The 12,725-nt window shown below is 24.4% G+C and carries 8 protein-coding genes; all 8 read left to right on the plus strand.

Annotated elements, in window-relative coordinates; genetic code table 11:
• Positions 1-130: 130 nt before the first annotated feature.
• Positions 131-2,545, plus strand: coding sequence for a glycoside hydrolase family 2 protein (locus tag AC4FRL_RS00750; RefSeq protein WP_491138056.1), 2,415 nt, complete (start codon positions 131-133; stop codon positions 2,543-2,545).
• 343 nt (positions 2,546-2,888) lie between these two features.
• On the plus strand, positions 2,889-4,709 hold the full coding sequence (locus AC4FRL_RS00755) for an ABC transporter ATP-binding protein (protein ID WP_491138057.1): 1,821 nt from the start codon (positions 2,889-2,891) through the stop codon (positions 4,707-4,709).
• Positions 4,699-6,489 (plus strand): ABC transporter ATP-binding protein, encoded by a 1,791-nt coding sequence (locus AC4FRL_RS00760; protein ID WP_491138058.1) that lies wholly within the window; start codon positions 4,699-4,701, stop codon positions 6,487-6,489. Before AC4FRL_RS00755 ends, AC4FRL_RS00760 begins: the two co-directional genes overlap by 11 nt.
• A gap of 179 nt (positions 6,490-6,668) precedes the next feature.
• Complete coding sequence (locus tag AC4FRL_RS00765; RefSeq protein WP_491138059.1) at positions 6,669-7,985, plus strand: MATE family efflux transporter; 1,317 nt, start codon at positions 6,669-6,671, stop codon at positions 7,983-7,985.
• A gap of 247 nt (positions 7,986-8,232) precedes the next feature.
• The gene (locus AC4FRL_RS00770; protein ID WP_491138060.1) at positions 8,233-8,727 is read left to right on the plus strand and encodes a hypothetical protein; all 495 of its coding nucleotides are present in this window, start codon (positions 8,233-8,235) and stop codon (positions 8,725-8,727) included.
• 131 nt (positions 8,728-8,858) lie between these two features.
• Positions 8,859-10,427, plus strand: coding sequence for a clostripain (cloSI, locus tag AC4FRL_RS00775; RefSeq protein WP_491138061.1), 1,569 nt, complete (start codon positions 8,859-8,861; stop codon positions 10,425-10,427).
• Positions 10,428-10,482: 55 nt separating this feature from the next.
• On the plus strand, positions 10,483-10,785 hold the full coding sequence (locus AC4FRL_RS00780) for a hypothetical protein (RefSeq protein WP_491138062.1): 303 nt from the start codon (positions 10,483-10,485) through the stop codon (positions 10,783-10,785).
• A 150-nt stretch (positions 10,786-10,935) separates the two neighbouring features.
• Positions 10,936-12,699 (plus strand): sensor histidine kinase, encoded by a 1,764-nt coding sequence (locus AC4FRL_RS00785; protein WP_491138064.1) that lies wholly within the window; start codon positions 10,936-10,938, stop codon positions 12,697-12,699.
• The last annotated feature ends 26 nt before the right edge of the window (positions 12,700-12,725 follow it).

The following is a 12,725-nucleotide window of genomic DNA, read 5'->3' on the forward strand; positions in this document are numbered from 1 at the left end:
TTTTAGAAATAGTTATAATTAAAGATTTTTACTTATTTATTAAAAGAAAGTTCATAATAAAAACTGTATAATTAATGTATGGTAATAATTAACTAAAATGTACTTTAGTTATAATTCTAAGGGGGATTTTATGAGAGATATAAGGCACATTAATAACAATTGGTTTTACAAAAATGAATATAAGGAATCTTATTTAAAAGATGATTTTGATTTTAGTAAATTTGAAGTAGTTGATTTACCACATAGTAATATAGAATTACCATACAATTATTTTGATGAAAAATTATATCAATTTATTTCTACTTATTTTAAAGTTTTAAATTTTGAAGAAGATGTTAAAGGAAAAAAAGTTTTCTTAGATTTTGAAGGAGTTATGATAGCTAGTGAAGTGTATTTAAATGGGGCTTATGTTGGAGGACATAAAGGAGGATACACTAATTTCTCAATAGATATTACTAACTTTATAAAATTTAATGAGGATAATATATTAAAGGTTGTTGTGGACTCAAGAGAAAGAGAAGATATTCCTCCTCATGGTTATGTTGTTGATTATTTAACTTATGGTGGAATATATAGAGAGGTTTCTTTAAGAATAGTTGAACCTATTTTTATAAATAACATATATGCAAAGGCCTATGATTGTTTAAAAGAAGAAAAGATTCTAGAACTTGATATAGAATTAAGCAATTATAAGGATTTAAAAGAGAATTTAGAAATTTTAGTAGAGCTTGAAGATGGTACTTTAAAAGAAAGCAAAAAAGTAAATTTCTTAGTTGAAGAAGGCTTAACAAGTAAAAAAATAAAAATAGATAAATTAGATAAGATTATTTTATGGGACATAGAAAATCCTAAGCTTTATGAAATTAAAGTTAAATTATTAAAAGGTTCAGAGCTTATTGATGAGTATAAGGATACCTTTGGCTTTAGAGAAGCAGAGTTTAAAGGTGATGGCTTTTATTTAAATGGTAGAAAAGTAAAGCTTATAGGATTAAATCGTCATCAATCTTACCCATATGTAGGATATGCTATGCCACAAAGGGTCCAAGAGAAAGATGCTGAAATTTTAAAATATGACTTAGGTCTTAATATAGTTAGAACATCTCACTACCCTCAATCAGTACATTTCTTAAGAAAATGTGATGAAATTGGCTTATTAGTTTTTGAAGAAATACCAGGATGGCAACATATAGGAGATGAAAAGTGGCAAGAAGAGTCCATAAAAAATGTAGAAGAGATGATAAAGAGAGATTTTAATAGACCTTCTATAATTTTATGGGGAGTTAGAATAAATGAATCTCAAGACTGTCATGAATTTTATTTGAAAACTAATGCTATGGCAAAGAAATTAGATAGTATTAGACAAACTGGTGGTGTAAGATACTTAGAAAATAGTGATTTTTTAGAAGATGTTTATACAATGAATGATTTTATTCATAGCGGAGGAGAAAAAGTATTAAGAACTCAAAGGGAGGTAACAGGACAGAATAAAAAAGTTCCTTATTTAGTAACTGAATATAATGGACATATGTATCCTACTAAAACTTTTGACCAAGAGTGCAAAAAAACAGAACATGCATATAGACACTTAAGAGTTATAAATGAATCCTTTGCTTTAGATGAAATAAGTGGTGCTATAGGATGGTGTGCTTTTGATTATAATACACATAGTTCCTTTGGTTCAGGAGATAAAATATGCTATCATGGAGTTTCTGATATGTTTAGAAATCCTAAGTATGCAGCATATTCTTATGCTAGTCAAAAGAATACTAAGGAAGGAATTGTGTTAGAACCTATAACTTTAGGTGCTAAAGGTGAGAGAGATGGAGGTTCAATACTTCCCTTTACAGTCCTTACAAATTGTGATTATATAAAAATATTTAAAGATGGAATATATATAGATACTTATTATCCTAATAAAGAGAAGTTTCCTAATTTACCTCATCCTCCAATTGAAGTTTCTCATATTTTATCTATGGATACAAATATAAATCTTTCTGAAGAAGAAAAAAATGAATTAAAAGATTTTGTTTTAGTTAAGTTAAAAGATTCAAATTTAACTAACTTATCAGAGGAGGATTTTAAGTATATAGAAGATTTTAGTGAAAAGGTTGGAATACCTGTATTTAAAATAATGTCTTTAGTTTATCAATTAGCAGGTGGTTGGGGAGATAAGGAAAACTCTTTAAAAATAAAGGGGTTTGTAAATAATAAGGAAGTTGCATCTAAGGACATTGGAGAACTTAGAAGTATGAAAAAATTATATGTTAAGCCTGATGATTTCGAACTTTCATTAAATAAAACAAGTTATGATGCTACTAGAATTGTAGTAAAACTTTTAGATAATTTAGGAGAAGTTCTTTTCTTAAATAATGATTTCATTGAAGTTTCTATTGAAGGTCCTTTAAGCATAATGGGACCTAGTAAGTTTGGAATATCTGGTGGGGCTGTGGCTTTTTGGGTTAGAACTAAAAATAAAGCAGGGCTTTGTAGAATAAAAGTTAAAAGTATGTATTTTGAGGAAGAAGTTTGTATAGAGGTTAAATAAATCTTATTTAGAACTAGTTTTTAAAGAAATAAAAAGGAGTTATATCAAAACTTAAATATAAAAATTATAATATTTTACTAAATTATTTTTTAAGGTTAATTTTATAATTTTTATTTATAAGTTTAAATTGATATAACTTCTTTTTTAGCTTTGAAGGACACAAACAATTGTCGAAATTATAATTTTTAAGAATAAGAGAGTCCATATTTATTATTAGCTATATTAGTTGAAAATATTTAACAGAAGAAATTGTTATTAAATTTATGTTAACTATATATATATACCTTTTTTGGTATTTTATGTATAATTAAATAGAAACTTTTCAATATAGGAGAATTAATTTATGGGGGAATTAAGAAAGAAAGGAACTCTCTTAAGAAACATTAAATATATTATGGGATATGCTTGGAGAGCAGATAAGTTTTTATTTTTTCAATGTAGTATTTATACAATTTTATTATCTATTTACCCTTTTATAGGAATTTTTTTGCCAAAGTTATTGATTGATGAACTTTTAGGAAAAAAAAGAATTGAAGTAATTATCTTAACTTTATTAGGGTTTTTTATATTATCTTCAATAGTAAATTACTCTATAGTTTACCTTAGATGTTTAGCAGAACCTAGAATTACAAAAATAAGATGTGATTATATAACAATGATAGGGGAAAAAGTCATGAAAATGGACTTTAAAAATACAGAGGACCCTGAAATTTTAAATAAGATAAAAAGTATTATGAATGCAATAAATAATAATACAGAAGGGGTAGAAGGAGTATATCAAAGAATATTTGAACTAATAGGAAGGTTAGTGGCATTTTTAGGTTATATCTCTATAATTTTATTTTTAAGTCCTTTAATTTTAATATTTTTAATAATAAATGTTTTAATAAGTTATTTTTTATCTATAAAAGTAAAAAGATATGAATATAGCCAAAGAGAAAAGGCAGCAGATAAGGATAGAAGAAGCTTTTATATTTTTGATACAATGTATGACTTTGCTTATGGTAAGGATATTAGAATATATAATTTAAAAAATATACTTATAGAAAAATTTAAGAAGTTTAGAGGGGAAAGAATAGAAATATCTAAGGATGTTCAAGATAAGCAGTCAAGGGTTAAAGAGATTGATATATTTCTTTTAATAATAAGAGAAGGAATTGTTTATGGATATTTAATATATAAGGTACTTTTTATGAAAATGACCATAGGTAATTTTACAATGTATTTTTCAGCTATAAATGGATTTGGAAATTGGATGAAGGAATTACTAGAGGATTTAGCTTTTATTAAATCTCAAAATATGTATTTAGATGACCTTATGGATTTTTTAAATATGCAAAGTGAAGGTGATAAAAATAATAAGGAAATTCCAAGGAAAGATACCTATGAAATAGAATTTAAAAATGTATCTTTTAAGTACCCAAAGGGAAATAAATATATATTTAAGAATCTTTCTTTAAAAATAAAAGAAGGAGAAAGACTTGCTATAGTTGGAGTTAATGGAGCAGGAAAGACAACTTTTGTTAAACTTTTATGTAGGTTATATGAGCCAAGTAGTGGTGAAATTTTATTAAATGGAATAGATATAAAAAATTTTTCAAGAGAAGAATACTATAAAATTATATCTGTAGTATTTCAAGATATTAAGACCTTTGCATTTACTATTTCAGAAAATATATCCTTAAAAAATTCTAAGGATACTAATAGAGAGAAGATTTTAAAGTGTATAGAAAAAGCTGGAATGTTAGAAAAAATTAATTCTCTTGAAAAGGGAATAGATACTTCACTTTTAAAAATTTTAGATGGAGAGGGTATTGAATTATCAGGAGGAGAAAATCAAAAGTTGGCTTTAGCTAGAGCTTTGTATAAAGAGGGAAAGATAGTTGTGTTAGATGAACCAACCTCAGCTTTAGATGCAGTAGCTGAATATAAAATATATAAAGGGTTTAATGATTTAATTGGTAAAAAAACAGCAATTTATATATCTCATAGACTTGCAAGTACAAAATTTTGTGATAAAATAGCTTTCTTTGAAAATGGAGAAATTGTAGAGTATGGAACTCATGAGGAACTTTTAAATAAGCAAGGAAAATATAATAAGATGTTTAATATACAAGCACAATATTATAAAGAAGAGGGGGAAGGATGTAATAATGAAAAATAAAGATAAATCTGCAAGTGATTTTTATATAATAAAACACTTTTTTAAATTAGCTAATGGTATATCAAAAACTTATATACCGATACTTTTTATATCTTCATTATTTTCAGCAGCAGTACCTTTTTTAAATATAATAATGTCAAAGTATATTATAGATGAACTTTTAGGAGAAAGAAGGATAAAAACACTTGTTATATTAGTAGTATTAACTGTTTTAGGAAACGGAATATTAAATTTAATAAATATTTTTTTAGAAAAGAAATGTAATTTAAAAAATGAAGAGGTAGTTGCTGGTTTTGACCTTCTTATAGGAAAAAAGGTTATGGATTTAGATTTTGAAAATATTGAGGACCCAGAAATTTTAAATTTAAAGGAAAGAGCAATATTTCCTATAAGAAATCAAGGAGCTCTTTGGCAACTTACAAGTAATATATCTAAGGGATTAACAGAAATTATTAAAGTTATAGGGTTAATTGGCCTTATTTCAACTTTAGATTTAGCAATTATACTTGTTATAATTTTCATAGTTATTTTAAATTCCTTTATATATAAAAAGTCTGAAAAAGCAAAGCATAAATTTTTTGATTCCTTAATTCCTTTAAATAGAGAATTTATATATTATCTTAATGTAATAAATGATTTTTCTTCTGGAAAAGATATAAGACTTTATAATATGGCTCCTTTATTTGTTAAAAAGTTAGATGATTTTAATATAAATAGTACAAAGGCTTTTATAAAAAGTTTTAAAAAGGTAGGAAATTATGAAGGAATTAATGAAATATCTTTACAAATTCAAATGCTATTAGTTTATGGATATATATCTTATAAAGTTTTAGTAAATAGCATAGGAATTGGAGATTTTACAATGTATACAACAGCAGCTATAAATTTTAGTACCTCTATATCTAATCTTTTTAGAAATTATGTAATGATAAGACAAATGTGTAGATACCTTAAACCTTTTATAGAATTTGAAAGTATAGAACCTAAAAATACAAAGGGAGATAAAAAAATAGATAATATAGAAGAAATTAATATTGAATTTAAAAATGTATCTTTTAAATATCCAAGAAGTAAGAATTTTACTTTAAAGAATATTTCTATAAAGATAAATCAAGGGGAGAAACTATCTGTAGTTGGATTAAATGGTGCAGGAAAAACAACTTTTATAAAACTTTTAGCAAGGCTTTATGAACCAACTGAGGGAGAAATTTTGTTAAATGGAATTAATATAAATAAATATGATTATAATGAGTATATGAAGCTCTTATCAGTAGTTTTTCAAGATTTCAAGTTATTAGCCTTTTCTATTAAGGAGAATATAGCCTTAAATGATATTGATAAAGTTAGTGATTATCAAATAGAAGAAGTATTAAGAAAAAGTGGTTTTTTTGAGGATTTAAAGAGATTAGAAAAAGGAATAAATACTCCTGTATATAAAAATTTTGATGAAGGAGGAACTGAGTTTTCAGGAGGACAGGCACAGAAATTAGCTATGGCAAGGGCTTTATATAAAGATGGAAAAATAGTTATTTTAGATGAACCAACTGCAGCATTAGACCCAAAATCTGAATATGAAATATATAGCAAGTTTAATGAACTTATAGGTAATAAGACAACAATATATATTTCTCATAGATTATCTAGTTGTAAGTTTTGTGATAAAATAGCTGTTTTTAAAGAAGGAAGACTTATACAATATGGAACCCATGAAAATCTTATAAAAGATAGAGGAAAAGAGTATGAAATAATGTATAGTGCTCAAGCTAAATATTATTTTTAGTATTAAAATATAAAAACAAGCTTAAAGTTTAGCTTGTTTTTTATTTTATTTAATATGAAAAACAAAGGACTTATTAATTAATTTAATTAATTGACTTAATAATAAATTTTGTGATATTTTAAGAAAAAGTTAATAATAATTGAACAGATTATTAAAAAGGGGGAAGAAAAAATATAAGAATGCAAAAAGTAGATTTAACAAAGGGTAAAGTTTTAAAAGTTTTAATATCATTAGCAATTCCTATTATGGGAAGTTCATTTCTTCAGTTTGCTTATGGAATTATAGATATGTTTTGGGTAGGAGGACTTGGAAGTAGTGCTGTAGCTAGTATTGGGTCCTCAAGTTTTTTTATAGGTCTTGGATACTCTATAAATGCATTAGTAGTTACAGGAACTGGTATTAAAGTTTCTCATGAGGTAGGAAGAAAAAATGAACTAGAAACAGAGGAATATATAAAGACAGGTCTTATAATGAATCTTTTTATAGGTATAATATATTCCTTAATATTAGTGTTTTTTGGAAAAGCATTTATAGGATTCTTAAATTTAAAGGATTTAATAGTGGAGAGAGACTCGTATATATATTTACTTGTAAGTGCACCAGTATTATTTTTTAGCTTTTTTAATTATCTTTTTACTAGAATATTAGCTAGTTTTGGAAATAACAAATTAGCTTTAAAAATTAGTGCTACAGGTATTGTTTTAAATATTTTATTAGACCCATTATTTATATATATATTTAAACTTGGTGTTTTTGGAGCAGCTATTGCAACCTTGATTTCTAATTTGCTTATGTTTTTAATGTATATACATTATGGAAAAGATATATGTAAAATAAACTTTAAGAGGAAATTAAATTATGAAAAAGTTAAAGAGATAGCTAGATTAGGTTTTCCAATGGCATCTCAAAGAGTGCTTTTTACCTTAGTAAACATTATTTTAGCTAGGATTATAGCAAGTTTTGGAGCAGATGCTATAGCAGCTCAAAAAATAGGACTTCAGATAGAATCTGTAAGTTTTATGATAATTGGAGGATTAAATGGTGCTATAGCAGGTTTTACAGGGCAAAATTATGGAGCTAAGAAATTAAAAAGAATAAATGAAGGATATAATAAAGCTTTGATTTTAGGAGGAGTTTACTCTTTAATAATATCAGCCTTATTTATATTTATTCCAGGTATATTAGTTGGATTATTTGTTAAGGATAGAGCTACAATAATAATTGGAAGTGGTTATTTAAAGGTACTTGGTTTTGTTCAAATATTTAGTACCATTGAGATGATATCAAATGGTGTTTTTTCAGGATTAGGACTTCCTAAAATACCTTCTTATATAAGTATTATATTTACATTATTTAGAATTCCTATGGCTTTATTTTTAGTTAAGTTTTTAGGGGTAAAGGGAGTATGGTTTAGTATTGCAATATCTAATATATTAAAAGGTACTATTTCATTTACTATATATAGGTTACGAATATATAGAAATTACGTTTTATAAAAAATTATTGTATTAGAATAAAAAATTAATATTATTCTAATACATTTTTTTTATTTTTAATAAAATTTAAGCTTTTTTATTTAGAAATTAAAGTTAACAAATTTATAAAAAGGAAACTAATATATGAATTTTATTATTAAAATTTGTATAATGATTAAATTTTTATATGGAATTATTATAATTTATTGACAAAAAATTGATATATATTAATATAAAAATGTGAAATAGGTTTAGGAGGGATATAGTAATGAAAAAAAATAAAATAATAGCATTAGGGTGTGCTTTAACTTTATCCTTAGGATTAATTGGATGTGGAAATACAGCTACTAATGAAAGTAGTGAGGAAAATGTTTCTGTATCAAAAGATGAATCAAAGGGGAAAAAAGAGGAAAAGAACGAAGCACCTATAAATATTGACGATATAAAATTAGATATTAAAGTTAGAGAACCAGATTCTATTGGTAAGGTATATGTAGAGGCAACTTTAACTAATAACTCAAAATTACCAATAAAATATTGTCAAGTTACAATTTTAAATAAGGACGTTAATGAAAAGAGTTATTTAACTTTTACAGATACAATAATGCCAGGAGAAACAAGTGCTAAAACAGATACATTTGGACCAAGTACTGGAAATATTGATGATGTTGAAATTTTAAAATACGAAATGACTCTTGTTGGAGAAGATGGAGATGATATTTTCTTAGAGTATGATACTAAATTAAAACAGTATGAATGGTAAGAAATAGCTTAATAATTTTATCCAGTTATGTATGAATTTTGACCAGTTAAGCAAATTCTATTGAAAAATCCTAATGTTAATTTAATATTAAATTATTGTTAATAAAATATTAAATTAAATGGGGGATTCATATGTTTAAGAAAAAATTAGCCTTACTTATGGCTACTATTACAATGGGAAGCTTAATTTTTACTAAAACTTTAAATGTAAATGCAGCTCCAAGACATAAACAAAAAACAGTATCTGAAAAAATTAAAGATGTTGAAAAAACTGAAGGTGATAAAAAGTTAACTGTTATGGTTTATGCCGATTGTGACAATAATTTAGAAGAATATATACTTAATGATATTGAAGAAATGAAAGAGGGATATAAAAATAATCCTAATTTAAATATTATAGTATTAGTTGATAGAATACCAGGATATTCTAATGATTCAAAGATATTAGGCTCTAACTTTGAAGATACAAGACTTTATAAAATAGGTGAAAATTCTGCTGAGAGAATTAGTGGAGAAAAGGAGTTTCCTGAAATAACAACTACAAGCAATTATGAAGCTAATATGGGAGATGCAAATACTTTAAAAAAATTTATTAATTTCTGTAAAAAAAATTATGAAGCTGATAAGTATATGCTAATAATGTCTAATCATGGTGGTGGTGCTAAGGATGAGAATGACAAAGCTAGTACTATAAATAAGGCAATTTGTTGGGATGATAGTAATGATAAGGATTGTCTTTATACTGGAGAAATTTCAGATGTATTAAGTAAGGAAGAATCTGTTGATGTCTTAGTATTTGATGCATGTTTAATGGGAAATTCAGAGGTAGCTTATCAATATAGACCTAACAACGGAAGTTTTGAAGCTAAAACCCTTGTAGCATCAGCACCAGTTGTTTGGGGATTTGGTTATCCTTATGATAAAATATTTTCAAGATTAAAATCTACAAAGGGTGATAATGGGGAAGTTGATTCTACTTTAGGAGGAAAAGAGAAAATATATGACCCTTCTACAGTAACTAACAATGAGCTTGGTGCTTTATTTGTAGAGGAGCAAAGAGATTCAGTAAATAGTTATGGTGCAAGTAGTCAACAATTAAGTTGCTATGACCTTACAAAAATAGAAAAAGTTAAAAAATCAGTTGATGCTTTAGCAAGAAATTTAAGTAAAAATAATAAGAAAGAGGCTATTGAAAAATTAAGAGGTACAGGTAAAAATGTAGAAACTATGCATTATTTCAAGGAAAGAGATCAGTATGAATGGATTGAATATCCATACTTTGACTTATATGATTTATGTGAAAAAATTAGTTTAAGTGATGATTTTAATGATACTACTAAAAAATTATCAAAAAATGTTATGAAAAATGTAGACCAATTAATTTTATATTCCTTTGCAGGTAAAGATTTTAAAGGCTTTAAAGAAGGAAAAAATGGTATAAGTATTTTTCTTCCTGATGGTAATAGATATTACTATGACCAATATTCAGGCCAATCAATACCTCATTGGTATATTCAAAGATGGTATAGTCCTTTAGATACAAATGCTTATAATTTAGGAACTGGATACGGAAAATTAGCTTGGTGTAAAGATGGCTTAAATCCTAAAATAAATAAAGTTGGTAACTGGTTTGAACTTTTAGATTCTTGGTTTGATAGAGATAATACATCCTTTGGTGGATATAATAGATATAGATATTAAATAGAAATTTTTAATTATTTTTTTATTATTATATTTAATAAAAGAGGTGATTTAAATGGCTTTATTTAATAAAAAAAGTAAAGAAGATAAGCAAGCTAAACAAATTAAGAAGTTTATGGATAAATATCAATTAGAAGATTTAGATGAAAAAGATTTAATTGTACTTAATAGAATTGCTGATGATTTGATAGGTAATTCTTTTTTTAAAGTTGGAATGGCCTTGAGTTTTTCAAAAGCAGAAGAGCAAGCTAAAGTTACATATTTAAGTGCATTAACTGAACAAAATTGGATGATAATAAGACAATTAAGCAGATTAAATAAGAATATAGAAAAATTAATAGAAAAATCAAAGGAATAATTATTTTTAAATTTAATAAATAAAAAGCTTAAGTAATATTACTTAAGCTTTTTATTTATTAAAAAAATGTTAATGTTAGCATATAGTTTTGACTTAAAATTGGGTAAAATGTAAAATATTATATAATAATACATATAAAGGGGGAAAAGTTTGGGAGTTAAAAATATTTTTAAAAGTATTCGAAATAAGATAATGATAAGTTTTATTCTTATAGGGGTTATTCCTATGATTATAATAGCAATATATTATGATTATAGTTCCTATAGAAATATGAAAAATAATGTTGAAATATTATCTAATAAAATAGTTGAACAGACAAGTTTAGGTATAAATTATATGATTAATATGTTAGAAAAAGATTTGCATATGTCAGTTAATAATCAAAATATATTAGATATATTAATGAATATGAACAATTATGATTCAATAGAAATTACTTTTGAAAAAGAGAAATTAAGTAAATATTTTAATACAATAATTTATAATACTCCTTATTTAGATTCAATAATTATAGATTTATATAATTCTGAAAAGTTAGTTTATGGTAAAGATAGCATTATAAAAACTTCAAATAATTATATAGATTTTTTTTATAGTTTAAAAAATAAGAAACTTTTAGAAAATCCAATTTGGATTTCTAATGTATATGAAAATGATGAAAATATATATATTTTTAAAGAATTTAAATATTTTATGTATGCTAAAGAAATGGGAGTAATAACTTTTGTAGTAGATAAAAAAATAATTAAGGATTATATAAATAAAAACAAAGGAAATAAAGATGTTTATACAATCATTGATAATAAATATAAAAATATTATAAATGGAGATTTGTATAATACAAATAATAAAAATGAATTATTTGAAAATATAAATAATAAATTTGTACAAACCACTACTTATAATAAAAAAGTTATATCATATATTATTTTAGAAAATAATTGGATTTTAATAAATGAAATATTAGAAAAAGATATTTTTAGTATAGTTAATAAGGCTAGAAGAAATATAATTATATTTATGTTAATAGGTAGTAGTTTATCTGTTTTGGCAGCATGGATTATTTCAAAAAATACTAGTAATAAAATTTATAAAATATTAAATAAGTTTGAAAGATTAGAAAAAGAAGATTTTACTATTGATAAGCAAATAAATTCTGAAGATGAATTTGGAATTTTAGAGAATAAATTTAATAACACAGTAAAGGAGTTAAATATTAAAATAAAGGAAAATTATTTATGTAAATTAGAAACAAAGGAAGCTAAAATTAAGTCATTACAATATCAGATTAATCCTCATTTTTTATATAACACTTTGGAGGTTATAAATTCAATAGCAGTTTTATACAAAGCTATAGAAATAAGAGAGATAACACAAAGACTAGGTAGAATGTTTAGATACAATATAAATATAGAAGATATGGAGTTAACTACATTAGGTGAAGAAATTGAACATATAAAGGATTATATTTATTTGCAACAATTACATTTATCATATAAAGTAATTGTTTTTTATGATATTGAAGAAGTTTTATATAATATTAAAATAATTAGATTTATACTTCAACCTATTATAGAAAATATAATAAAACATGCTTTTAAATATAAAAAATCAGACTCCTGTATAGAAATAAGAGTAAATATTGTAGAAAAAAATTTTTCTAAAAATATTGAAATAATTATTCAAGATGATGGAATAGGGATTAAAAAAGATATATTAAATTTAATTAATGAAAAATTATATTATAAAAATAGTGAAAATAATAATTTGAATAAATTTACTAGTGGTGGAATAGGCCTTAAAAATATACAAGAAAGAATAAAATTGAGTTTTGGAGAAAGCTACGGAATAGCTATTAATTCATTTGAAGGAGAGGGAACTAAAGTAATAGTCTCTTTACCATATATTATATAGTTTTATTCATTTGGAGGGAGAATTTT

It is taken from the genome of Clostridium sp. TJA032 (assembly GCF_058310275.1).